Annotated in this window: 24 protein-coding genes; 12 read left to right on the top strand and 12 right to left on the bottom strand. The window is 65.0% G+C overall.

Annotation, left to right across the window (positions count from 1 at the left end; genetic code table 11):
- The 8 genes from secD to hisA form a co-directional block, all read right to left on the bottom strand.
- Entirely contained in the window at positions 1 to 2,226 is a 2,226-nt protein-coding gene (gene secD / locus ACZ5BT_RS09590; protein WP_464884367.1) for a protein translocase subunit SecD, read from the bottom strand.
- Positions 2,227 to 2,302: 76 nt separating this feature from the next.
- Positions 2,303 to 2,620 carry a hypothetical protein gene (locus ACZ5BT_RS09585; protein WP_464884366.1) on the bottom strand — a complete coding sequence of 106 codons (318 nt, stop codon included), beginning with the start codon at positions 2,618 to 2,620 and terminating at the stop codon, positions 2,303 to 2,305.
- Positions 2,621 to 2,637: 17 nt separating this feature from the next.
- On the bottom strand, positions 2,638 to 4,368 hold the full coding sequence (gene infB / locus ACZ5BT_RS09580; RefSeq protein ID WP_464884365.1) for a translation initiation factor IF-2: 1,731 nt from the start codon (positions 4,366 to 4,368) through the stop codon (positions 2,638 to 2,640).
- Positions 4,334 to 4,624: a YlxR family protein gene (locus tag ACZ5BT_RS09575; protein ID WP_464884364.1), complete on the bottom strand. Its 291-nt coding sequence runs from the start codon at positions 4,622 to 4,624 to the stop codon at positions 4,334 to 4,336. The genes infB and ACZ5BT_RS09575 overlap by 35 nt, the downstream gene beginning before the upstream one ends.
- On the bottom strand, positions 4,624 to 5,811 hold the full coding sequence (gene nusA / locus ACZ5BT_RS09570; RefSeq protein WP_464884363.1) for a transcription termination factor NusA: 1,188 nt from the start codon (positions 5,809 to 5,811) through the stop codon (positions 4,624 to 4,626). The genes ACZ5BT_RS09575 and nusA overlap by 1 nt, the downstream gene beginning before the upstream one ends.
- A gap of 37 nt (positions 5,812 to 5,848) precedes the next feature.
- On the bottom strand, positions 5,849 to 6,298 hold the full coding sequence (gene rimP / locus ACZ5BT_RS09565) for a ribosome maturation factor RimP (protein WP_464884362.1): 450 nt from the start codon (positions 6,296 to 6,298) through the stop codon (positions 5,849 to 5,851).
- Positions 6,299 to 6,445: 147 nt separating this feature from the next.
- Entirely contained in the window at positions 6,446 to 7,240 is a 795-nt protein-coding gene (mutM, locus tag ACZ5BT_RS09560; RefSeq protein WP_464884361.1) for a bifunctional DNA-formamidopyrimidine glycosylase/DNA-(apurinic or apyrimidinic site) lyase, read from the bottom strand.
- A gap of 6 nt (positions 7,241 to 7,246) precedes the next feature.
- Positions 7,247 to 7,948, bottom strand: a complete 702-nt coding sequence (gene hisA / locus ACZ5BT_RS09555; RefSeq protein WP_464884360.1) for a 1-(5-phosphoribosyl)-5-[(5-phosphoribosylamino)methylideneamino]imidazole-4-carboxamide isomerase — start codon at positions 7,946 to 7,948, stop codon at positions 7,247 to 7,249.
- A gap of 42 nt (positions 7,949 to 7,990) precedes the next feature.
- On the opposite strand from hisA, the gene ACZ5BT_RS09550 reads away from it, so the two are divergent.
- On the top strand, positions 7,991 to 8,863 hold the full coding sequence (locus ACZ5BT_RS09550; RefSeq protein ID WP_464884359.1) for an ABC transporter ATP-binding protein: 873 nt from the start codon (positions 7,991 to 7,993) through the stop codon (positions 8,861 to 8,863).
- Entirely contained in the window at positions 8,863 to 9,588 is a 726-nt protein-coding gene (locus ACZ5BT_RS09545) for an ABC transporter permease (protein ID WP_464884358.1), read from the top strand. Before ACZ5BT_RS09550 ends, ACZ5BT_RS09545 begins: the two co-directional genes overlap by 1 nt.
- A 61-nt stretch (positions 9,589 to 9,649) precedes the next feature.
- Here the strand turns inward: ACZ5BT_RS09545 and rocF are convergent, their stop codons facing one another.
- The gene (gene rocF / locus ACZ5BT_RS09540; RefSeq protein WP_464884357.1) at positions 9,650 to 10,537 is read right to left on the bottom strand and encodes an arginase; all 888 of its coding nucleotides are present in this window, start codon (positions 10,535 to 10,537) and stop codon (positions 9,650 to 9,652) included.
- A 117-nt stretch (positions 10,538 to 10,654) separates the two neighbouring features.
- Between rocF and ACZ5BT_RS09535 the strand changes: the two genes are divergently transcribed.
- The 9 genes from ACZ5BT_RS09535 (at position 10,655) to metK (ending at position 18,084) form a co-directional block, all read left to right on the top strand.
- Positions 10,655 to 11,197: a YceD family protein gene (locus ACZ5BT_RS09535; protein ID WP_464884356.1), complete on the top strand. Its 543-nt coding sequence runs from the start codon at positions 10,655 to 10,657 to the stop codon at positions 11,195 to 11,197.
- A gap of 56 nt (positions 11,198 to 11,253) precedes the next feature.
- Positions 11,254 to 11,445 (top strand): 50S ribosomal protein L32, encoded by a 192-nt coding sequence (rpmF, locus tag ACZ5BT_RS09530; protein WP_464884355.1) that lies wholly within the window; start codon positions 11,254 to 11,256, stop codon positions 11,443 to 11,445.
- Between the two features lies 1 nt (position 11,446).
- On the top strand, positions 11,447 to 12,421 hold the full coding sequence (locus ACZ5BT_RS09525) for a beta-ketoacyl-ACP synthase III (protein WP_464884354.1): 975 nt from the start codon (positions 11,447 to 11,449) through the stop codon (positions 12,419 to 12,421).
- Positions 12,422 to 12,430: 9 nt separating this feature from the next.
- Positions 12,431 to 13,333, top strand: coding sequence for an ACP S-malonyltransferase (gene fabD / locus ACZ5BT_RS09520; protein WP_464884353.1), 903 nt, complete (start codon positions 12,431 to 12,433; stop codon positions 13,331 to 13,333).
- A gap of 14 nt (positions 13,334 to 13,347) precedes the next feature.
- Positions 13,348 to 14,085, top strand: a complete 738-nt coding sequence (gene fabG, locus ACZ5BT_RS09515; protein WP_464885814.1) for a 3-oxoacyl-[acyl-carrier-protein] reductase — start codon at positions 13,348 to 13,350, stop codon at positions 14,083 to 14,085.
- Between the two features lie 35 nt (positions 14,086 to 14,120).
- Positions 14,121 to 14,354 carry an acyl carrier protein gene (acpP, locus tag ACZ5BT_RS09510; protein ID WP_464884352.1) on the top strand — a complete coding sequence of 78 codons (234 nt, stop codon included), beginning with the start codon at positions 14,121 to 14,123 and terminating at the stop codon, positions 14,352 to 14,354.
- 4 nt (positions 14,355 to 14,358) lie between these two features.
- Complete coding sequence (gene fabF, locus ACZ5BT_RS09505; protein WP_464884351.1) at positions 14,359 to 15,600, top strand: beta-ketoacyl-ACP synthase II; 1,242 nt, start codon at positions 14,359 to 14,361, stop codon at positions 15,598 to 15,600.
- Positions 15,601 to 15,772: 172 nt separating this feature from the next.
- A complete protein-coding gene (locus ACZ5BT_RS09500; protein ID WP_464884350.1) occupies positions 15,773 to 16,909 on the top strand; it encodes an integrase core domain-containing protein in 1,137 nt (378 codons plus the stop codon).
- Positions 16,906 to 18,084, top strand: a complete 1,179-nt coding sequence (gene metK, locus ACZ5BT_RS09495; protein WP_464884349.1) for a methionine adenosyltransferase — start codon at positions 16,906 to 16,908, stop codon at positions 18,082 to 18,084. The genes ACZ5BT_RS09500 and metK overlap by 4 nt, the downstream gene beginning before the upstream one ends.
- Positions 18,085 to 18,190: 106 nt before the next feature.
- Here metK and ACZ5BT_RS09490 read toward each other — a convergent pair whose 3' ends face one another.
- Genes ACZ5BT_RS09490 through ACZ5BT_RS09480 form a run of 3 tightly spaced genes read right to left on the bottom strand, consistent with a single transcriptional unit; the run spans position 18,191 to position 20,978 of the window.
- Positions 18,191 to 19,543: an NAD(P)(+) transhydrogenase (Re/Si-specific) subunit beta gene (locus tag ACZ5BT_RS09490; RefSeq protein ID WP_464884348.1), complete on the bottom strand. Its 1,353-nt coding sequence runs from the start codon at positions 19,541 to 19,543 to the stop codon at positions 18,191 to 18,193.
- Positions 19,540 to 19,842, bottom strand: a complete 303-nt coding sequence (locus ACZ5BT_RS09485) for an NAD(P) transhydrogenase subunit alpha part 2 (RefSeq protein ID WP_464884347.1) — start codon at positions 19,840 to 19,842, stop codon at positions 19,540 to 19,542. The genes ACZ5BT_RS09490 and ACZ5BT_RS09485 overlap by 4 nt, the downstream gene beginning before the upstream one ends.
- Positions 19,839 to 20,978: a Re/Si-specific NAD(P)(+) transhydrogenase subunit alpha gene (locus ACZ5BT_RS09480; protein ID WP_464884346.1), complete on the bottom strand. Its 1,140-nt coding sequence runs from the start codon at positions 20,976 to 20,978 to the stop codon at positions 19,839 to 19,841. Before ACZ5BT_RS09480 ends, ACZ5BT_RS09485 begins: the two co-directional genes overlap by 4 nt.
- An 81-nt stretch (positions 20,979 to 21,059) precedes the next feature.
- On the opposite strand from ACZ5BT_RS09480, the gene ACZ5BT_RS09475 reads away from it, so the two are divergent.
- Entirely contained in the window at positions 21,060 to 22,019 is a 960-nt protein-coding gene (locus tag ACZ5BT_RS09475) for a nitroreductase family protein (RefSeq protein ID WP_464884345.1), read from the top strand.
- Positions 22,020 to 22,027 lie beyond the last annotated feature (8 nt).

The raw sequence follows: 22,027 nt of genomic DNA, 5'->3' as shown, positions 1-22,027 counted from the left end.
TCAGGCCTTCGCGCTCCGGCGAAGCTGGGCGCGGGTTCGCTCCTTCCACCAGGCGACCAAGGAGCCCACCACGTAGATCGACGAGTAGGTCCCCACCACGATGCCGACGATCAGAGCGATGGAGAAATCCCTCAGGACCGAACCGCCAAGGAAAAACAGCGCCAGGAGGGGGAGCAGTGTGGTCAGCGAGGTCATCACGGTGCGGGAGAGGGTCTGGTTGATCGAAAGATCGACCATCTCGCGATAGGGAATCCCCCGCAGCGTGCGCTGGTTCTCGCGAATGCGGTCGGAGATGATGATGGAGTCGTTGATGGAGTAACCGATGATGGTGAGCAACGCGGCCACGATGGGAATCGTAAACTCAAGACCAAGCAAGCTGAAGATCCCCGCCGTGATGGCCACGTCGTGGGCCACGGCGATGACGCTCGCCACCCCGAAACTCCAGTCAAAGCGAAAGGCCATGTAGGCGAGGATCAGCCCCAAGCCCACGAGCACCGCGAGCAGCGTGTTCTTCCTCAGTTCGGCCCCGATCGCCGGACCCACGGTATCCGAACGGAGGACCTGGCCGGAAAAGCGCTCTTGTAGGAAGCGCGAGAGCTCGATTCGCTCGGTCTGACTCAGCAAGGGCACCTTGACCGAGAACTCCTTGTAGGTGGCGGCGGGCGCCTGCACCTCGGTGATCACCGCCTTCTTCCCCGTTACCTTGGCGATGCCTGACTCATCCAGGGCCTTACGCACATCGGCCACGGTCACGCTCTGCGGCGTCCGCAACAGATAGGCCGTTCCCCCGGTGAAATCGATGCCGTAGTTGAACCCCCGGATGAAGACCACCCCCGCCATCACCAAGGCAAAAACCAGGGTCGCGGGCGTGATGAAGCGAGCTTCCTTGAGGAAGGGGATTTTCGTCCCCCACACGTAATAGGGGGGCGTGACCTGGCGGCGATCGGCGATCACGTCGAGCAGCCAGCGGCTAAAGATCAGGTTGGAGAACACGGCGACCACGATACCGATCGCCAGCATCACCGCAAAGCCCCGAACCGGACCGGTGGCGTAGTTGTAAAGCGCGGCCGCGGCCAGAAGGGTCGAGATGTTGGCGTCGAGGATGGTGACCGTCGAATGCCGGAAACCATCGTTGATCGCCGAGCGAAGCTTCTTGCCGAGTTTGAGCTCTTCCTTAATGCGCTCGAAGGAAAGCACGTTGCCGTCGACGGCAGCACCCAGGGTAAGGATGAAGCCGGCGATACCGGGGAGCGTCAGCGTGGCGCCGAGGCCGGCCAGTGCGCCCAGAACCAAAATCGCGATGTAGATCAGGCCCACCGCGGCAACGCTACCGAACCAAAGACCGTAGTAGAAATAGAGCGCGACGAAGATCAGCAAAACGCCGATCAGCGAGGCGTTAATGCCCGCCCGGATCGCGTCTTTCCCCAAGGTGGGACCGATGGCACGGACTTCCTCGACCTGTACCGCCACCGGAAGCGAACCCGAACGCAACACCAGCGCGATCTCGGTGGCCTCTTCGACCGAAGAAAGCCCCTCGATGACCGCCTGCCCGCCCGTGATCGCGCTGCGAATGACCGGCGCCGAGTACACCCGGCCGTCGAGCACGATCGCCAGGCGGCGGCCAATGTTCTTCCGGGTAATATCGGCGAACTTCTTGGCGCCCTCGGGGTTAAACTCCATCGAAACCTGAGGCCGGCCGAACTGGTCAAAGACCACTCGCGCGGTCTTGAGCTCAGCCCCGGTCATGAGCACCGGGCCCAAATCCTCGGGCTTAATGAGCTGCGCCTCAAGCTCGGAGCGCTTGAGGCGGGGGTTTTCCCGAAGCCGCTGGTTGATCTCCGAAACCGTCAGCCCGGGGGCCCCGTCCTTCACGATCCGAAACTCGAGGACCGCCCGCTGCCCCAGGAGCTTGAGCGCCCGATCCTGATCCTGAGGTGAAAGCCCCGGCAGCTCGATGACGATTCGATCCCGACCCTGGATCTGAATGAGCGGTTCGGCGACGCCGAGGCCGTTGATCCGGTTCTCCAAAACCGTACGGACCTGCTCGAGCTCTTCCTGGGTGGGGTTGGGGTCGCTGGTCTGCAAAACGATACGCAACCCCCCTTGCAAATCCAAGCCAAGCTTGAAGCGCGGCTCACCGGCTGGCGCCCAGGGCTTCCAGATGGCCACCAGCGCCGCCAGAAATACCGCGAGCAGAAACAAACCCGTTACGCTACGGGACTTCATCGCAATGACACCTCCTTGCCACATTCATACGCCTATCCGTTTTTCAAAGACCCTCCAAAGCGAGAAAAGAACGGCCCTAACCGCCGTCGAGGTTTAAGCGGGCATAGAGAAGATAGATGCGCCGGGGCGGGTGGGGCGAACGCTGACGGAGGCTCCGGCCCGCCGTGACCCTTTGCCAGAGACGCTGGCGGAAAACCGCGGGGACGAACGGGAAACCCGCCGTCGGCGGCCCCGAATGGCCTTGTCCCACCCACCAGGCGCCGGCGCTGGCCAGCCCCGGCGCGTCCGAATTCGCCGGGGCATAGACCAAGGGAATACCGGATACCGCCAGGACCCAAAGTCCAAGGAAGAGTATCCCTGCCCGCAAACGGCGCCTGGCGTCAAACCCCGGCAAAACGTCTCCCCTACGGCTCAGCTGCGCGTTCTCGCGACCTCAATGACCTGCAACGCCTCGAAAATGTCACCCTCGGTGAAGTCGTCAAAGCCCGCGAGCTTGATGCCGCACTCGTATCCGGCGGCGACCTCACGCACGTCTTCTTTGAACCGCTTGAGCGACTCGATCTTGCCCCGCCAGAGCTCCTGGCCGCCCCGCAGCACCCGGACTTCCGCCGAGCGCACGATCTTGCCGTCGGTCACGTAGCACCCCGCGACCTTGCCCCCCTTTGGCAGCTGGAAAACCGCCCGCACCTCGGCGTGGCCCAGGACCTCCTCTTCATACTCGGGTTCGAGCTGGCCCTCAACCATCTTGCGAACCTCGTCGATGAGGTCGTAGATGACCTTAAAGGTTTTGAGAACCACGCCCTTTTGCTCGGCCTTCTTCCTGAGAGCGCCGGGGGGGTTGACGCCGAAGGCGAAGATGGCTGCGTTCTCAGTGGTCGAGGCCAGCAAGATATCGCCCTCGGTGGGGGCACCGAGGTCGGCGTGCAAAAGCTTGATCTTCACCTCGCCGCCGCCCTCGCGGGCCAGGATGCCCTTGATGGCCTCGAGGGAGCCCTGGGTATCGGCGCGCAGGATCAGGTTGATTTCGTTTTGCTCGCTCTCCTGCATCTGGCGCAGGAGGTCGGCCATGCTGCGGGCGCGACTCGCCCGCTGTTTCGCGAGTTCGCGCTCCCGCTTCTCTTCACGCCGTTCCTCGGCCACTTCCTTGGCCGCCACCTCGTCAGGCACCCACTCGACCTCGATCCCCGCCGTGGGCAGGTCGCGGAATCCCAGGACCTGAACCGGGGTGCCGGGTCCCGCCTGTTTGCGTTGATTGCCCGAGGAATCGATCATGGCCCGGATCTTGCCCCACACGTCGTCGGCCAGGACGTAGTCGCCCACGGAAAAGGTCCCCTGCCGAACGAGCAGGGTGGCCAGAATCCCGGCCTTCTTGTCCACCCGGGCCTCGAGGATAACGCCCCGGGGCTCGGCCTTGGGGTCGGCCCGGAGGTCCTCCATCTCGGCAACCAGGATGATCATTTCCAAGAGGTCATCGACCCCTTTCCCCGTCTTCGCGCTCATCGGCACCACGATGGCATCCCCACCGTAGGCCTCGGGGACGAAGCCTTCCTGCATGAGGTGCTGCATGACGCGGTCAACATCGGCCGTGGGCAGGTCGATCTTGTTGATGGCAAAGATCATGGGCAGGCCCGCGGCCTTGGCGTGTGCGATCGCCTCCTTGGTCTGGGGCATGATCCCGTCGTCCGCCGCGATGACGATGACCGCGATATCGGCCACCTTGGCCCCGCGCTCACGAATGGTGGTGAACGCCTCGTGACCGGGGGTGTCGATGAAGACCACCTTGCCCTCGGGGGTCTCGACCTCGAAGGCGCCGATATGCTGGGTGATCCCCCCGGCCTCGCGCTCGGCCACCCGGCTGTGGCGCAAATAGTCCAGAAGGGTCGTCTTCCCGTGGTCCACGTGGCCCATGACCACCACCACCGGAGGTCGCTTGGGCCAAGCCTTGCGCCGCGCCTCCTCGGCCCGTCGCCGCGCCTCCTCGCGCTGCTCGTAGACGATTTCGCGGACCGTCTCCGCGGTCTCGACGTCGAGGGTGGAAGCGTGTGACTTGTACTCCACCCCCATTTCGTCGAGGATGTCGAGCAGCTCCTTGGTTTCCATGCCCAGTTCACGGGCGAGCTGGTATATCCGCATTTTCTGCACGCGACCCACCTCCTAACCTGGTCCGGAGCATCTCCGAGAGCACCCGGGCCTGATGCCTGGCAAAACGCCTGAGCTTCTTCTCATCCCAGCACTCGGGCCGGTCGGGGCACACATAGGCGCCCCGGCCGGGCTTTTTGCCGGATTCGTCCAGCACGAAACCCTCCGGGGTCACGACAATGCGCAGCAACTCGTGCTTCGGCCTGCGCCGACGACACACGACGCACATCCGCACCGGTACGTGACCCCGTGCGCCCATCACGACTCCTCGTCAGCCTCGTTTGGTTCCTCGACGAACAGGCTCTCGAACTTGGCCTTGGCCTCTTCGCTCACCCGCACGCCCTCGTCGGCCTCGGCCGCCTTGGCCAGCGCCTGCTCGAGGTCGCTGATCTCCTCGGCTTCCTTGAAGTCGATCTCGAAACCGGTCAGTTTGGAGGCCAAACGAACGTTCTGACCGCCGCGACCGATCGCGACCGAGTGCTGGTCCTTGCTCACCCACACCAGGGCCCGTTTTGACTCGGGGTCGAGCTCAATCTTGCCCACCGTCGCCGGGGAGAGCGCGTTGCGGATGAACTCACGGGCGTTGGCGCTCCAGGGCACCACGTCGATCCGCTCTCGGCCGAGTTCGGCGCTGACCGACTGGATGCGCTGGCCCTTGTGACCGATGCAAGCCCCGATGGGGTCCACGTTGGGGTTGTGGCTGGTGACCGCGATCTTGCTCCGGCTCCCGGGCTCGCGGGCCACGGCCTTGATCTCCACCGTACCCTCGGCGATCTCCGGGACCTCCTGCCGCATCAGGTACTTGAGCAGCTCGGGGTGGGCCCGGGAAACGATGAGCGAGGGCCCTCGAGCGCTCTTTTTTACCTCCTTGAGGTAGACCTTGATGCGCTGGCCCGGGTGGTAGCGCTCGGTCGGTATCTGTTCTCTCGGCGGCATCAGGGCCTCGCCCCGCCCGAGATCGACGTAGACGTTTCGGCGATTGTCGACCCGGGAAACCTGCCCGGTCAGCACCTCGCCTTCCTTGTCCTTGTACTCCTCGTAGATACGGTTGCGCTCCGCTTCCTTGAGGCGCTGGGTGAGGACGTTTTTGGCGGTGAGCACCGCGATGCGGGAGAACTCCTCGGGGTCAACCGGGAACTCCATCTCATCCCCAAGCCCGACCTCGGGATCGTACTTGCGCGCCTCCTCGAGGGCGATCTCGCGCTCCGGGTTCTCCACCTCCTCGACGACGGTCTTCACCTCGATGACCTCGATGGTCCCGCTGCGGGGATCGAGGTGCGCCTCGACCACCGGCCCCCGCCCCTCGTCGATGTCCTTTTGCCGGTAGCCCTTCTGACGCAAGTAGGCCTTGGCCAGCGCGTCTTCGAACGCGTCGATGAGTTCATCGGCGCTCACGCCCCGCTCGAGGGCCACCTGCTCCAACGCCTCTACAAACTCCTTATTCATCTCCCTGTTCTCCCTCCAAAATCCTCGCGCCGTGCCCTTACCTGGGCGTCTTTGGCCACTCGGCCAGGTTGGCTCTAAAGGTTCCCAGCTTCAAGGTTCGCGCCTCGCCACTCGCCAGCACGAAAGTCACCGAATCCTCATCCACCCGGGCAATCGTGCCCTGAAAACGCCCGCTCGCCGTCCTCACCCGGGCCTTGAGCCCCAAAAACCGCTCGAAGTGGCGCCGCTTCAAAAGCGGCCGGTCGGGGCCCGGCGATTCGACCTCGAGCCGGTAGCGCCCGGGAATGGGGTCCAGCCGGTCGAGCTCGAGGGAGAGGATCCGGTTGGCCCGCTCGAGGTCGGCCACGGTAATCGCCGCCTCATCCGCCCGATCCAGGCGGACCCTGAACACCCGACCCCGGCCGCTCCCCAGGAGCACCGCCTCGAGGACCTCATACCCAAGCGGCTCCAGGACATCCTTCGCGATCTTCTCCAAAGACTCACCCATGGTCTCACCCAAAAAGGGGTGGGTCAAAACCCACCCCCATTCAGCGGGAGCTCACACATTGGCAGTATACACCCGGATAGCATAGGCGGCAACGAGCCCACGGAGCGGGCAAGATTGGCGGTCGTTTGCTGCGTTCGCGGCGGGGGCTCAGCGCTGGCACACCGGGCAAAAGTGCGTGCTCCGCCCGCCGATTTTGATCCGGACAATGGGCGTTTCGCACCGGCGGCAGGGCTCGTCCGCCCGGGCGTAGACCATGTGGGCGTGCTGGAAGTACCCGGGGCGGGCATCGGGCAAGCGGTAGGCGCCGTCGCCGAGTGTGGAGCCACCGGCCTCGAGGGCCTCGGCCAAGACCCGGCGAATCGCAGCGACGAGCGCCTCGACTTCCGCCAACTCCAGGGTGTTCGCCGGGCGGTCGGGGCGGATGCCGGCGGCGAAGAGCGACTCGTCGGCGTAGATGTTGCCCAGGCCGGCGATCACCGTTTGATCGAGCAAAACCGCCTTGATCGGGCCGCGCCTTCTCTCGAGCCGCGCTCTGAGCAAAGCCGCAGAGAATCCGGGGTCGAGTGGCTCCGGCCCCATCTGAGCGAGCAAGGGTATGCGACGTTCGTCGCCCTCTGCGATCACCCACCAGCGGCCAAAGCGCCTGGGATCGTGGAAATAGAGCACCCGATCGCCAACCTCCCACACCACCCGGGTGTGCCGGGTGGGCCGGAGCCGGAAGCCGCCGCTCATCCCCAGGTGCACGATGAGCTCCCGATCTTCCTCGAGGCGAAAACGCAAGAACTTTCCCCGGCGGCCGGCCTCGATCACCCGCAAACCCTTCGCCGCCTCGGTGTCCAGGTAACGCGCGGGGTCGCTGTGGACGATCCCCCGGATCCGACGCCCCTCCACCAGCGGGGCCAAAAAACGCCGCGTGACCTCGACCTCGGGGAGTTCCGGCATCGCCCCCTACACCCAGCGCTCCAGGGAAACCCGGCCTTCGTAGAGGGCCTTGCCTACGATCACGCCGTCAACCCCCAGCTCGCTTAAGATCTCGAGGTCGCGATCGGAGCCTACCCCGCCACCGACGATGAGTTCCCCCGGCCACGCCCGGCGCATGGTGGCCATGAGCGTGGGATCAACACCGAGGAGGGTGCCATCCCGGCGCACATCGGTGTAGATCAAGGCCCGCACCCCCTGGTGCCAAAGCCGGGCGGAAAGCTCGGTGGCCTCGAGGGCCGTTCGCTCCTGCCAGCCGGCGACCACCACCGTAAGCCCGCGCGCATCCACGCTCACCACGACCTTCTCGGGCCCCAGAGTCTCGAGCATTGAGGCCAGCACCTCAGGCTGCCTCACCGCCACCGTCCCCACCACCACGCGGCGGGCCCCAAGTGCCAGCAACGCCTGCGCTCGCTCAAGGCTACGAACCCCGCCGCCAACTTCAAAGGGGACGTCGAGCGCCGTCGCGACCCGGCCGATGACCTGCTGGTTGTCTCCTCGCCCCAGGGCGGCGTCGAGATCGACGAGATGGAGGAACGAAGCCCCCTTGGCCTGCCAGTGGCGCGCGGCCTCGAGAGGATCCTCGAAATAGACCGTTGCCCGCTCGGGATCCCCCTCAAAGAGCCTCACCGCGCGCCCACCCTGGATATCAACCGCCGGTATCACCCGCACGCGAAAACTATAAACGATAAACTGAGCCCGGAGAAAAGCCTGATGCCGAGCGTCGCCGCCCTCTACCAGGTTCATAAGCGCTATCGCGCGCACCCCGCCCTCCGGGGCGTTGACCTCACCCTAAACCGTGGCCAGGTGCTGGCCCTCCTCGGCCCCAACGGCGCCGGAAAGACCACGCTGGTCAAGATCCTCTCCGGTCTGATCCGCCCCGATCGGGGACGGGCCGAGCTCTTCGGCCGGGACCCCGGCGACCACCGCGCCCGCCGCCTTTTGGGGATGACCCCCCAGGAAACGGGATTTCCACCCACCCTGCGGGTTCGGGAGGTCATCGAGCTGGTCCAGGCCCACTACGAAAACCCGCTCCCCCTCTCGCCCTTGCTGGCGAGGCTGGGCCTCGATCGTCTTGCCAGCCGAAGCACCGCCGCGCTTTCGGGCGGCGAAAAGCGGAAGCTCGCCGTGCTCCTGGCCTTTGCCGGAAACCCGAAGCTGGCACTGCTCGACGAACCCACCACCGGGCTCGACGTTGAAAGCCGCCGAGCCTTGTGGCGGGAGATCCGCGCCTTTCGCGAACGGGGCGGCACGGTTCTCCTCACCACCCACTACCTCGAGGAGGCCGAGGCGCTCGCCGATCGGGTGGTCATCCTCCACCGGGGCCGGGTGCTGGCCGAGGGCAGCGTGGCCGAGATCCGGGCCATGGTGGGCGTCAAAAAGGTTCGCTTTACGAGCCCGCATCCCCCCTCGCTCCCCGGGTTTGAGACCATTCGCGAAAACGGCACCCGGATAACGATCTACACCAGCGACGCCGACCGGCTCGTCCGCATGCTGGTCACGAACGGCCACCCCTTCTCAAACCTCGAAATCACCCCGGTCAGCCTCGAGGAGGCTTTCCTTAAGCTCACCCAGGAGAAAACGTGATGCGCCTCGTCGGAATCCACCTTAAGGCCGAGCTCCTCGCTCTCTTCCGAGTGCCGGGCTTTCTCATCCCCTCCATCGGGTTTCCCCCGCTCTTTTTCATCATGTTCGCGGCGCCGAACGCCACGAACACGCAGGTCGCCAACCAGCTCACCGCCAGCTTCATGACCTTCGCCGTCTTTACGGTGGTCTTCTTCCAGTTCGGCGTGAACACGGCGCAGGAACGGGAAAATCCCTGGTATACCTACCTCAAGACCCTTCCCGCTCCGCCCATGACCCGAACGCTCGCCCTGCTCGCCACCGGCCTCCTCTTCGCCGCGATGGCGGCGCTGGCCGTAGCCCTGACCGGGTCGCTTTCCACACCCCTCGAAATCAACGCCGGAACCTGGACCCGCTTGTCGCTGGCACTCCTTTTGGGCGCCGTGCCCATGGGCTTGCTCGGCGTCTCGCTCGCCTACCTCTTCTCTCCCCGAGCCGCGCTTCCGGTGGCAAACCTCATCTACCTCCCGCTCTCCTTCCTGGGCGGTCTGTGGATGCCACCGGAGATCCTACCCCGGTGGGCGCAGAGCATCAGCGTTGCCTTGCCAACGCGCCACTGGGCGGAACTCGTCTGGGCCTCGGTCCGGGACCGCCCCTGGCCACAAACCAGCCTTCTCTTCCTCGCGCTTTACACCCTGGCGTTTGCCACCCTGGCCGGTTGGGCCTGGCGGCGGGCGCGTCCAGAATAGGCAGTCGCCCGGGGCAAAGACGGCCCAGCCCGCCACCATGCCCCGTCCCCGGTCGGGCTCTTTAGAGAATCCGCCGTCCCAGGAGGCTCGCCGCCAACCCCACCATGATCTCGGCGGTTCGGTTCTTCCGGTCCAGAATCGGATTCACCTCGACCAGGTCCAGGCTCGTCACCAGCCCCGACTCGGACAGGAGCTCCATGAGCAGGTGGGCCTCGCGGAAGGTCAAGCCGCCGGGAACCGGCGTGCCCACCCCGGGGGCGATCTCGGGATCGAGGACGTCGGCATCGAAGGAAACGTGGACCTGGGGCAGGCCCGAGAACTTCTCGATCACCTCCTCGGCGATGCGGGCAATGCCCAGGCGATCCACTTCGGTCATGGTGTAAACCGTCACCCCATGGGTCTTGAGCAAGCGGCGTTCGTCGGGATCGAGCGAGCGAATGCCGACCAAAACCACATCCTCGGGGTGAACCTTGGCCCCCTCGCCGCCGACACCGGTCAGCCGCCGGTCGCCGATCCCCAGGAGGCTCGCCAGCGGCATTCCGTGAACGTTGCCGGAAGGACTGGTCTCGGGGGTGTTGAAGTCGCCGTGCGCGTCTACCCACAAAAGCCCGGTGCGCCGCCCCCGCGTCACCCCGGCCACCGAGCCGATGGAGATGGAGTGGTCGCCACCCAGAATGAGCGGGAACACGCCCCGTCCCAGCGTCGCCAGACGGGCATAGAGCCGCTCACACGCCGCCCGGATCTCGTCGACGTGGTAGGGCGGTTCGCTGCGTTCGGCAAGGGTCTCGACCACCGGAACCTCGATGTCGCCGAGGTCGAGCACCTGGTACCCGAGCTCGGCGAGCGCCTCGTGCAGCCGCGCGTAACGCATCGCGCTCGGCCCCATGTCCACACCCCTTCGCCCTGCGCCGAGATCCATCGGAACACCCAAGATCGCCACGGTTTCCATACCAGGTCAATGGTAGCAGAAAAACCCAGATCCCGCGTTCCTGGCGCTTTCCTATATTTATGCATAGCGTGTGCATACGCCTTGACAAAACCGGGCCCCGGTTCTAACGTGGGAGGGATGGACCTGAAGCGGATCCAAAGCATCAACCTGGCCCAGATCCTCGAGGCCCCGGGCACTAAGGAAGCGAGCGGGGTGATTGAGGACGCCATCGGCCTGGAGAAAGAACGGATCGCGCTCGCCGAAGAAGCCAAGTGGTCGGTCACCGTGACCAACGTCGGCGAGGAGTTCTGGCTGGCCGGCGAGATCCACGGCACCGCGATGATGGAGTGCCGGCGTTGTCTCGCCCCCACCCCGGTCCCGGTGCACGCTTACTTCCAGCACCTGCTCCGTTACCAGCCCGGCACCGAGGGCGTGCAGCTCGTGGAAGAACCGGAAGAGGACGTTTACTTTTTCGGCGCGCCCGACCTCGACCTCTCGGGGTTTTTGGCCGAAGCCTTCGTCGTGGAATTGCCGCTCGCGCCGCTTTGCAAGGAAGACTGCGCCGGGCTTTGCCCGGTCTGCGGCGCGAACCGGAACGAAGTCGACTGCGGACACGCCCAGGAAGCGGAACCGCCCCACCCCCTCTCGGGTCTGGGAGCGCTTTTGACAAAACTCGACTAGCGAGGAATCTGTTATAATGCCCAGTCGGCCTTGCTTGAGGCCAGAGGAGGATTGCAATGGCCAAACACCCGGTGCCTAAGAAAAAGACTTCCAAATCGCGCCAAGGCAAAAGGCGGAGCCACCACGCGTTGACCGCACCCAACCTCAGCCCCTGCCCTCACTGCGGCGCGCCCAGGCCTTCGCACACCGTTTGCCCCGAGTGCGGCTACTACAAAGGCGAGAAGGTCCTCGAGGTCTCGGAGGCTTAACATGCCCGTCGGGCTTTTAGCCCTCGGGACCTACGTTCCGAGTAAGGTTCTCACCAACGAGGACCTCGCTTCCTTTTTGGACACCTCCGACGAGTGGATCACCAGCCGCACCGGAATCAAGGAACGTAGAATCGCCGAGATCAACGAGTTCGCCTACGACCTCGCCGTCAAGGCGGTGGAGGACCTCCTCGCCCGCCACGGCGAGGCGGCCCTCGAGGGCGTCGACCAGGTGGTGGTGGCCACCAACGCGCCCGACGCCTTCTTTCCCAACACCGCGGCCCTGGTCCAGAATCACTTCGGGCTGAACGCCGCCGCCTACGACCTCCTGGCCGGTTGCCCGGGCTGGCTCTACGCGCTCGCCCAGGCAACCGGTCAGGTGCAAATGGGCCTGGCGAGGAAGGTTTTGGTCATCGGCGCCGAGGTGCTTTCGAAAATCACCGACTGGCGCGATCGCTCCACCGCCGTCCTCTTCGGCGACGGCGCCGGGGCCGCCATCGTAGGACCGGTCCCCGAGGGCTTTGGCTTTCGCTCCTTCGTTCTCGGTGCCGACGGCAGCGGCGGTGGCGCGTTGCACATGGGGGCCCTTGCGAGCAGCCTTCCCGGCGGCGTCCGCACCGGGCGCACCATCTACATGAACGGCCGGGAAGTGTTTAAGTTCGCGGTGCGGGTGATGGACACCGCCACCATCGAGGCCATCGAAAAAGCCGGACTCAAAAAGGAAGACATCAGCCTCTTCGTTCCCCACCAGGCCAACCTCCGGATCGTCGACGCGGCGCGTGCGCGGCTCGGGCTGGACTGGGAGCGGGTGATCGTCAACCTGCACAAGTACGGCAACACCTCCACCGCCTCCATCCCCATCGCCCTCAAAGAGGCCCTCGAGGCCGGCAAGGTTCATTCGGGCGACCATCTCCTCTTCGTCTCCTTTGGCGCCGGGCTCACCTGGGCGGCGGCGGTGCACACCTGGTACGAGGCCTAGGAGGACGCGATGATCGCAGCACTCTTCCCCGGACAGGGCTCCCAGAAGGTGGGGATGGGACAACGCCTCTACGCGTACTCTTCGGCAGCCAAAGACGTTCTCGACCGAGCCGAGGCCACCCTGCCCGGCTTGCTCTCGCTGATCTTCGAGGGTCCCGAGCAAACCCTGACCCTGACCGAGAACGCCCAGCCAGCGCTGCTCGCGGTGGGTTACGCCGCGTTTCGCGCCTACCTGGAAGCCGGGGGGCAAGCGCCAAAGGCCGCGGCCGGGCACTCGCTCGGGGAGTGGACCGCCTATGTCGCCGCTGGCAGCCTTTCCCTCGAGGACGCCCTCCGCCTGGTCAGGCTGCGCGGACAGTTGATGCAGGCGGCGGTACCGGTCGGCCGCGGCGCCATGGCCGCGGTCTTGAAGGTCGACCGGGAAGCGGTCGAGGCTGCCCTCGACGGGCTTCAGGGGGTCTGGATCGCCAACCTCAACGCCCCCGGGCAAACAGTCATCTCGGGGTACCGGGAAGCGGTGGAGGAAGCGGCCAGGATGCTCAAGGCCAAGCGGGCCCGGGTGGTCTTTCTCAAGGTCAGCGCCCCCTTCCACTCGCCGCTGATGCAACCGGCAGCGGAAAAGCTCGCCGCCGCCATCGAAGAGACGGCCTTCAACGACCCCGCCTTTCCCGTCTACGCCAACGTCAGCGCAGAGCCGGTCACCGACGCTCAGACGGCCAAGGCGTTGCTCATCGAGCAGGTCACCGCTCCGGTGCGCTGGGTCGACATCCTCACCCGGCTTGGGGCCGACGGTTTCCGCACCTTTTTGGAGTTCGGATCGGGCAACGTCCTGACCGGCCTGCTCAAGCGAACCCTCCCCGAGGCCCGGGCGCGGAGCATCGAGGGACCCGACGAGCTCGCGGATACGGTATAAAGGACGCTATGGAAGTGAAACGCGCGCTGGTGACGGGCTCGAGTCGGGGCATCGGCCGATCGATCGCCCTCGAGCTGGCCCGTCGGGGTTACGCGGTGGCCATCCATTACGGCCGCCGAAAAGAACTCGCGCTCAAGGTAGCGGAAGAGGTCGCGGCCGAGGGAGCGCCGCGGGTTGAGGTCTTCGCCGCTGACCTGTCGGATCAGGACCAGGCCAAAGGGCTGGTCGCCGCGGTGATCGAAGCGTTCGGTGGCCTCGAGGTGCTGGTCAACAACGCCGGAATCACTCGCGACGGGCTTTTGGTCCGGCTCAAAGACGAAGACTGGTCACAGGTCATCGCCACCAACCTGAACGCGGCCTTTTTCACCACTCGCGAGGCCATCAAGCACATGATGCGGAAAAAGTACGGCCGCGTCATCAACGTGGCCAGCGTCTCGGGGCTGCTCGGCACCCCCGGCCAGGCCAACTACGCGGCGGCGAAAGCGGGGCTCATTGGGTTCACCAAAAGCGTGGCCAAGGAGTACGCCGCCCGCGGCATCACGGTCAACGCGGTGGCGCCCGGATTCATCGAAACCGACATGACCGCGAATCTCCCCGAAACCCTTCGCGAAAGCTACCTTGCGCAAATCCCCGCCGCTCGATTCGGAAAACCGGAGGAAGTCGCCAAGCTGGTGGCCTTCCTCGCCAGCGACGATGCAGCCTACATCAACGGGCAGACGATCTGCATCGACGGCGGTCTCACCCCCCACTGAACGCCCGTGTTAAAATCCCCCCCTGGAGGCGGACTATGGACGTTTTTGACAAAGTCAAGGCAGTGATCGTGGAAAAACTGGACGTCGAAGCCGAAAAGGTGGTGCCCGAGGCCCGCTTCATCGAAGACCTCGGGGCCGATAGCCTCGACATCGTCGAGCTGATCATGGGACTGGAAGACGAGTTCGGCCTGGAGATTTCCGACGAAGAGGCGGAAAAGATCCGCACCGTCGCCGACGCGGTCAACTTTATCCAGTCCCGCATGGGATAGGACCATGTCTCGGGTCGTGATCACCGGCCTCGGTCCGGTGACGCCGATCGGCGTAGGCGCCGAGGCTTTCCACCAGGCCCAGCTCGAGGGGCGAAGCGGTGTGCGCCGCATCACCCGCTACGACGTGGAAGCCTACCGGCTTCCGGTGAAGATCGCGGCGGAAGTCGACGTCGAGGTCGAGCAGTACCTCGGCCGCAAGGAGATCAAGCGGCTGGACCGCTTCGTTCAGCTCGCCCTCATCGCTGCCGAGCTGGCGCTCAAGGACGCGGGGATCGACCCTGAAAAGGAAGACCCCGAGCGGGTCGGCACCCTGATCGGGAGCGGCATCGGCGGTATCCAGACCTGGGAGGATCAGTTCAAGATCTACTTCGAGCGGGGGCCCCACCGGCTCTCCCCCTTCTTCATCCCCATGGTCATCGCCAACATGGCCTCAGGCCACGTGGCCATGCGCTGGGGCTTCCTGGGCCCCTCCTCGACCGTGGTCACCGCCTGCGCCACCGGTGCCGACGCCATCGGAAGCGCTTATGAGGTCTTGCGCTCGGGCAAGGCCGACGTCATGATCGCCGGCGGCAGCGAGGCGGCGGTAACTCCCATGGCCATCGGTGGCTTCGCGGTGATGCGCGCCCTTTCCACCCGCAACGACGAGCCGGAAAAGGCCTCGAGGCCCTTCACCAAAAGCCGCGACGGCTTCGTCCTCGGTGAGGGGGCGGGCGTTTTGGTTCTGGAAACCCTCGAACACGCCAAGGCCCGCGGTGCCCGGATTTATGCCGAGCTGGTCGGCTTCGGGCGCAGCGCCGACGCCCACCACATCACCGAGCCCCACCCCGAGGGTCGCGGCGCGCTGCTGGCCATGAAAGCCGCCATCGAGGACGCCGGCATTGGCCTCGAGGAGGTCGACTACATCAACGCCCACGGCACCAGCACCCCGCTCAACGACCGGGCGGAAGTCCTGGCCATCAAAAAGCTGTTCGGTGAGGCGAGCAAGCGCCTCGCGGTTTCTTCCACCAAGTCGATGACCGGCCACCTGCTGGGGGCGGCCGGAGCGGTCGAAGGCATCGCCACGGTCCAGGCGCTCTATTCCGGCATCCTCCCCCCGACCATCAACTACGACGACCCCGATCCCGAGCTCGACCTCGACTTCGTTCCGAACGAACCCCGCGAGCAACCGATCCGTTACGCGCTCTCGAACTCGTTCGCGTTCGGCGGCCAAAACGCGGTGCTCCTCTTCAAGCGATTCGAGGACTGAGCGAGTGCCCATGGGCGTTTCAACACGCCGGGAAGAGTATGGCCACCGTCCACGTTTTTAGGGCTCCCGCCGTGGCTTTGGCCACGGCGGGGTCATGAACCCGGACAGACACATGTGAGACCGAATCGATAAGAATGTGGGGACCACTCCAGGAGAGAGGAGGTCCCCACGTATGCAGCTTACAACGGTTGGCCGGGAGGTATGGAGGGGGGCGAGGAAAGCCCAGGTGCTCCAGGAGGCTGGAGCGGGCGACCCCACGGTCCAAGACCGTCTGCGAAAGCTCAAACAAGTCGAGGCGTTCCGGAAACACAAGGTGGGCTGGTCCGAGATCCAGTCCCTGGTGGGAATCAGCCGAGCCACCTACTACCGCTGGAAAAAGCGACTCAGGGAAGAAGGCCTCAAAGGCCTTGGGCCCAGATCCAAACGCCCAAGGCGGTTGCGACGAAAGCTCCACTGGACGCCCGAACTTCTCATTGCGATTGAAACTTTGAGGAAGCAAAACCCCACCTGGGGCCGCTGGCCGATCTGGCTGGCCTTGGGGAAGCAAGGCTTTGGGGTTAGCGAACGCACCGTGGGCCGCATCCTGGCCCACCTGGGAGCGCACCGTCGTGTTGAAAGCGTGGCCGCCTTCCTGGCCCGGGCGAGACGGGGGAAGGTGAAGCGAAGGCCCAGGCGCCCCTACGCCAGGAGGAAACCCAAAAGCTACGTCGCCTCCTCACCCGGCGACCTGGTTCAGGTGGACACCCTTACCGTGACCCTAGGACCCGGGGAGGTCGTCAAGCATTTTTCGGCGGTAGACCTTTACACCCGCTTTTCCCTGGCCGAGGTGCACACCCGGGCCACCGCCAACCTGGCAGCTGGCTTTCTGGCCCACCTCATCACCCAGGCCCCCTTTCCCGTCAGGGCCATTCAGGTGGACGGTGGCAGCGAGTTCATGGCCGAGTTTGAGGAAACTTGCCAACGTTTGGGTATCGAGCTCTTCGTGCTGCCCCCGAGAAGTCCCAAGCTCAATGGCCACGTGGAGCGGATGCAGCGGACCTTCAGGGAGGAGTTTTACACCCGGCCGTTGCCTTCCCGGATCCCCGAGCTCCAAAGGGAGCTCGACGCCTATCTGGACTACTACAACCGCAGGAGGCCCCATCGTGCGCTCAACGGCCTTGCGCCTCTTGAGTTCCTGGCTAGAATGCAAGCGGAGTCGGTCCCCAAAAGAGTCTCAGATGTGTTGACCGATTACAGGTCATTCGCCCGGCCGTGCTATACTCTTAATCCGGCCCCTGGGGCCGGACTTTTTAAGGAGGTCGAGAGTTGAGGAAACTTGTCACCTCGGAATCGGTCACGGAAGGACACCCGGATAAACTCGCGGACCGCGTCTCCGACGCCATTTTGGACGCGCTCCTCGCCCAGGATCCCGGCTCACGGGTCGCGGCCGAAACGATGGTCACCACCGGCCTCGTCTTCGTGGCCGGCGAAATCACCACCAAAGGTTACGTCGACATCCCGGGGCTGGTTCGCAAAACGGTGCGCGAGGTGGGCTACACCCGGGCCAAATTCGGCTTTGACGCCGACACCTGCGCCGTCATCACCGCGATCGACGAACAGAGCCCGGACATTGCCGGCGGGGTGAGCGCCTCATACGAGGTTCGGGTGTTCAACTCCTCGGACCCCAAGGACAAGCTGGGGGCCGGAGATCAGGGGCTGATGTTCGGCTACGCCACCAACGAAACACCGTCGCTCATGCCCCTGCCCATTACGCTGGCCCACGCGCTGACCATGCGCCTGGCCGAGGCGCGGAAATCGGGGATTCTCCCCTACCTCCGCCCCGACGGCAAGGCCCAGGTCACGGTCGTCTACGAGAACGACCGCCCCCTCTTCGTCAAGACCATCGTGCTTTCCACCCAGCACGCGCCGGATGTTGACCGGGAAGCGATCGAAAAGGACATCGTCGAGCAGGTCATCAAGAAAGCAATCCCGGAAGGGCTCTTGAGCGAGGAGACCGAGTACCTGATCAACCCCTCGGGCAAGTTCGTTCTGGGCGGACCGCACGCCGATGCCGGTCTTACCGGCCGGAAGATCATCGTCGACACCTACGGCGGGGTCGTCCCCCACGGCGGCGGCGCTTTCTCCGGAAAAGATCCCACCAAAGTCGACCGTTCGGCGAGCTATTACGCCCGTTACATGGCGAAGAACATCGTGGCCGCAGGCCTCGCCGACCGGGCGCTGGTCGAACTCGCCTACGCCATCGGCAAAGCCCGCCCGGTCTCCATTCGGGTCGAGACCTTCGGCACCGGCAAGCTCGCCGACGACAAGCTCGCCGATCTCGCCGCCCAGGTCTTCGACCCCCGACCGGCGGCGATCATCGAGGAGCTCGACCTGCTCCGGCCGATTTACACCCCGACTTCGGCCTACGGCCACTTCGGACGCGAAGGGTTCCCCTGGGAATCCACCGCCCGCGCCGAGGAACTCAGGCAGAAAGCAGGGGTTTAAGCCCCCAATGGAAAGGCCCGGGCCAAAGCCCGGGCCTTTTTTCTTCCTCCCTGCCACCCCCCTGGGGGCACCGGCTCTCGCGGCGCCCCCAGGGCCGGTGGCAGGTTCAGTACTGCTTGATGGCCTGGACGAGCTTGGTGACCACGTCCTTGGCGTCGCCAAAGAGCATGCGCGTGTTGTCCTTGAAAAAGAGCTCGTTCTCGATGCCGGCAAATCCCTTGCCCCGACCTCGCTTGATCACGATCACGTTGTGGGCCTGATCGACGTCGAGGATGGGCATGCCGTAAAGCGGGCTGCCCTCGCGGCGAGCGGCGGGGTTCACCACGTCGTTCGCGCCGATCACCAAAGCGACGTCGGCGGTCTCGAACTCAGGGTTGATGTCCTCGAGATCATAGAGCTTGTCGTAGGGGACACCGGCCTCGGCAAGGAGCACGTTCATGTGCCCGGGCATGCGGCCGGCCACGGGGTGAATGGCGAACTTCACATCCACACCGCGCTTGCCGAGCTCGTCCATGAGCTCCTTGATCTTGTGCTGGGCCTGGGCCACCGCCATACCGTAGCCAGGCACGATGATGACCTTGGAGGCATAAGCCATCATCGCCGCCACGTCATCGACCCCAATGGGCTTCATCTCGCCCTCGATCTCGGCCTCCTGCTCCACGGCGCCAAAGGCACCAAAGAGCACGTTGGCCAGGCTGCGGTTCATGGCCTTGGCCATCAGCTGAGTGAGCAGAGTGCCCGCCGCGCCCACCACCGTGCCCGCCACCATCAGGGCGGGCTGGGAAAGCGCGATCCCCTCAAAGCCCACCGCAAGACCGGTGAAGGCGTTGTAGAGGCTGATCACCACTGGCATATCGGCCCCGCCGATGGGCAGCGTCATGAGCACCCCGAAGATCAACGCCATGACGAAGAACAACATGATCAGGCTCACCGGCTGGGTGAAGACCAACACCGCGCCCAGGACCGCGGTGATCGCGAGCCAGATCAGGTTGAAGGCCTGCTGCCCCCGGAAGGTGATCGGGCGTTCCTTCATTAACCGCTGCAACTTGGCAAAAGCGATGAGCGAACCGGAAAAACTCACCGCCCCGATGAGACCGCCGAGCGCCGCCAGCGCCGCCAGCGCCGGCTCCAAATTGCCGCCCAGCAGCTCGACTGCGGCGATCGTCCCGGCCGCGCCACCGCCCATGCCGTTGTAGATCGCCACCATTTGGGGCATGTCGGTCATAGCCACGACCTTGGCCGCCCACCAGGCCACGCCGCCACCCAGCACCAGGGCGACCACCATCAGCCCCAGGTTCTGCATGCCTGGCCAAAGGAAGGTCACGAGGACCGCCGCGGCCATGGCGATGCCGGCGTAGACCACGCCCTGCCGGGCGGTTTTGGGATGGCTCATCTGTTTGAGCGCGTAGATAAACGCAAAGGCGGTGACGATGTAGACGGCTTGGATGATCCAGGTCATGCCTCGCCCCCCTTGCCTTTGCGCTCAAACATCTCCAGCATGCGCTCGGTGACCGCATACCCCCCGGCGGCGTTGGCTGCCCCGAGCAAAACCCCGGCAAAGCCAATCGCCTGCTCAAGCGGTGTGGTGGCATGGCCCAGGGCGAACATCGCCCCCACCACCACCACGCCGTGGATGAAGTTGGACCCCGACATCAGCGGCGTGTGCAGGATCACCGGAACGCGGCTGATCACCTCGTAGCCGGTAAACGCTGCGAGAATGAAGATATAAAGCGTTGGCCAAAAACCCAGGTCGATCATTCCGCCTCCTCAAGCAGCTTCCTGGTGGGTTCGTGCTTGATTATGCCGTCCCAAACCAACACACTCTTGGCCAAAATCTCGTCGTCCCAGTCCGGCTGCAAAGCCTTTCCGTCTCCCGTCAAGAGCGAGATGAAGTTGAACAGGTTCTTGGCGTACATCTCGGAAGCGTGAACCGCAAGCTGGGATGGGACGTTGGTCGGGCCGTAAATCGTCACCCCATGGTGAACCACTTTCTCACCGGGAACCGTGAGCTCGCAGTTGCCACCCGACTCCGCCGCCAGGTCGATGATCACCGCGCCCGGGCGCATCCGCTCAACCATGGCCTCGGTGACCAGCCGCGGCGCGGGCCGACCAGGAATCTGAGCGGTGGTGATCACCACGTCGGCGCGGGCCACCGCGTCCTCGACCATCTGACGCTCGCGGGCCTTTTCCTCCTCCGTCAGCTCCCGCGCGTAGCCGCCCTCGGTCTCGGCGTCGATATCGAGCTCGAGGAACTTCGCGCCGAGCGAACGCACCTGTTCTCCCGCAGCACGGCGCACGTCGTAAGCCTCGACCAGGGCACCAAGACGCCGGGCGGTGGCGATCGCCTGCAACCCCGCCACCCCCGCACCGAGGACCAGGACCAACGCCGGCCGGATGGTCCCCGCGGCGTAGGTCAGCATGGGGAAGAACTTAGGCGAGAGCTCGGCGGCAAGCAGCGCGGCCTGATACCCCGCCACCGTCGCCTGGCTCGAGAGCACGTCCATGGCCTGGGCGCGGGTGATGCGCGGGATCAGCTCCAGGGCGAATGCATTGACGCCCTTTTCAACCAGACGGCGTACCCGGTCTGGGTATTTGTGGGGCTGAAGAAAACCAACGACGATCGAGCCTTCGCGCATGCGCGCGACCTCATCCTCCGCCGGTGGCTGAACTTTGAGGACCAAGTCAGCCTCGGCGAAAAGAGCATCTCGATCATCGATGAGCTTGGCCCCAGATTGCTCGTAGGCCTCGTCAACAAAGAACGCCTCCAGGCCTGCGCCCCGTTCAACCCATACCTCATACCCCTGTTTGTGCATCCTCGCTACCACGTCAGGGGTCACCGCCACACGGCGCTCGCCTGGCACCGACTCCTTTGGGACCGCTACGCGTATCGCCATCTCCCCTCCTTTGAAGAACGCTCTACCCAAGTGCGATTATAACGGCGCTTTCCCGAACATCCCCGAGGTAGGATTGTCCTCATGGAGTTCTTGCAACGCCTGCGAAACCGGGCCAGTGTCCGGGACTACCAAAGGACGCCGATCCCCGAAGAAGACGTGTTGGCGATGCTCGAGGCCGCCCAGCGGGCGCCCACCGACGCCACGGCCCAGCTCTACACCATCCTTCGGATCAAGGACCGGGCCCTGCGGTCCGAGCTCGCCCGGCTCGCTGGCGGCCAAAAGCACATCGAGGATGCGGCCGAGTTCTTCGTCATCCTGGCGGATGTCCACCGCCTTGAGAAGCTGCTCGAGTTCAGGGGCGAGTCCATGGGGCGCTGGCCGCGCACGGCGCTCCACTTCGCCATCGTCGACGCCGCGCTCGCCGGGGCCAACCTGGCGACGATGGCCGAGACCCTGGGGTATGGCATCTGCTGGATCGGGGGGGTGCTCAACCGACCGCTTGAGGTGGCCGAGCTCCTGGATCTTCCGCCAGGAGTCTTACCCGTCGCCGGGCTCACCGTCGGCGTTCCCGTAGAGCGACCAAAGCCCAGGCCGCGACTCCCGCAAAGCCTGGTGGTCCACACCGACCGCTACCGGGACTACTCGCGAGAAAGCCTGGAATCGGCCTACGAGGCCATGGCCCCGATCAGCCGGAACGGCGACTGGCTCAAAATCCTGAAACACTACTTCGCCAAAGGTGGCGTTATGGAAGCGCGCGACGCCGGGTACGGCCAGCTCGTCGCACGGCAGGGCTTCGCGCCCGACTTCACGTCCGCTGCGGCCGCCGCGCTAAAGGCGCGCGGACTGTCAGCCGCCTCGCTCGGCGAAGCGATCGAGGCCTTGCTCGAACGGGGCTGGCGGGGAGCGCTCTTCCAAAATGAGGGAGAAGGTCAGCACGTGGTCTGGATCGAAAAGGAGGACCAGGCCCACCGGGGCGAGGGGGATTCGCCCGGCGAGGCGCTCGCCGCCGCCATCGAGGCCGCCTACCCCGACCCCCACTGATTCAAGGC

The organism is Vulcanithermus mediatlanticus (assembly GCF_055385885.1).
Note: the sequence above shows the minus strand (reverse complement) of the source record. Positions and strands in the feature narration are given on the sequence as shown.

What these genes read in the sequence shown, in the direction of transcription:
- secD (WP_464884367.1), bottom strand. Translation starts at nt 2,226, where the DNA reads ATGAAGTCCCGTAGCGTAACGGGTTTGTTTCTGCTCGCGGTATTTCTG.
- ACZ5BT_RS09575 (WP_464884364.1), bottom strand. Translation starts at nt 4,624, where the DNA reads ATGGGCGCACGGGGTCACGTACCGGTGCGGATGTGCGTCGTGTGTCGT.
- nusA (WP_464884363.1), bottom strand. Translation starts at nt 5,811, where the DNA reads ATGAATAAGGAGTTTGTAGAGGCGTTGGAGCAGGTGGCCCTCGAGCGG.
- rimP (WP_464884362.1), bottom strand. Translation starts at nt 6,298, where the DNA reads ATGGGTGAGTCTTTGGAGAAGATCGCGAAGGATGTCCTGGAGCCGCTT.
- mutM (WP_464884361.1), bottom strand. Translation starts at nt 7,240, where the DNA reads ATGCCGGAACTCCCCGAGGTCGAGGTCACGCGGCGTTTTTTGGCCCCG.
- ACZ5BT_RS09550 (WP_464884359.1), top strand. Translation starts at nt 7,991, where the DNA reads ATGCCGAGCGTCGCCGCCCTCTACCAGGTTCATAAGCGCTATCGCGCG.
- ACZ5BT_RS09545 (WP_464884358.1), top strand. Translation starts at nt 8,863, where the DNA reads ATGCGCCTCGTCGGAATCCACCTTAAGGCCGAGCTCCTCGCTCTCTTC.
- rocF (WP_464884357.1), bottom strand. Translation starts at nt 10,537, where the DNA reads ATGGAAACCGTGGCGATCTTGGGTGTTCCGATGGATCTCGGCGCAGGG.
- ACZ5BT_RS09535 (WP_464884356.1), top strand. Translation starts at nt 10,655, where the DNA reads ATGGACCTGAAGCGGATCCAAAGCATCAACCTGGCCCAGATCCTCGAG.
- rpmF (WP_464884355.1), top strand. Translation starts at nt 11,254, where the DNA reads ATGGCCAAACACCCGGTGCCTAAGAAAAAGACTTCCAAATCGCGCCAA.
- ACZ5BT_RS09525 (WP_464884354.1), top strand. Translation starts at nt 11,447, where the DNA reads ATGCCCGTCGGGCTTTTAGCCCTCGGGACCTACGTTCCGAGTAAGGTT.
- fabD (WP_464884353.1), top strand. Translation starts at nt 12,431, where the DNA reads ATGATCGCAGCACTCTTCCCCGGACAGGGCTCCCAGAAGGTGGGGATG.
- acpP (WP_464884352.1), top strand. Translation starts at nt 14,121, where the DNA reads ATGGACGTTTTTGACAAAGTCAAGGCAGTGATCGTGGAAAAACTGGAC.
- fabF (WP_464884351.1), top strand. Translation starts at nt 14,359, where the DNA reads ATGTCTCGGGTCGTGATCACCGGCCTCGGTCCGGTGACGCCGATCGGC.
- ACZ5BT_RS09500 (WP_464884350.1), top strand. Translation starts at nt 15,773, where the DNA reads ATGCAGCTTACAACGGTTGGCCGGGAGGTATGGAGGGGGGCGAGGAAA.
- ACZ5BT_RS09490 (WP_464884348.1), bottom strand. Translation starts at nt 19,543, where the DNA reads ATGACCTGGATCATCCAAGCCGTCTACATCGTCACCGCCTTTGCGTTT.
- ACZ5BT_RS09485 (WP_464884347.1), bottom strand. Translation starts at nt 19,842, where the DNA reads ATGATCGACCTGGGTTTTTGGCCAACGCTTTATATCTTCATTCTCGCA.
- ACZ5BT_RS09480 (WP_464884346.1), bottom strand. Translation starts at nt 20,978, where the DNA reads ATGGCGATACGCGTAGCGGTCCCAAAGGAGTCGGTGCCAGGCGAGCGC.
- ACZ5BT_RS09475 (WP_464884345.1), top strand. Translation starts at nt 21,060, where the DNA reads ATGGAGTTCTTGCAACGCCTGCGAAACCGGGCCAGTGTCCGGGACTAC.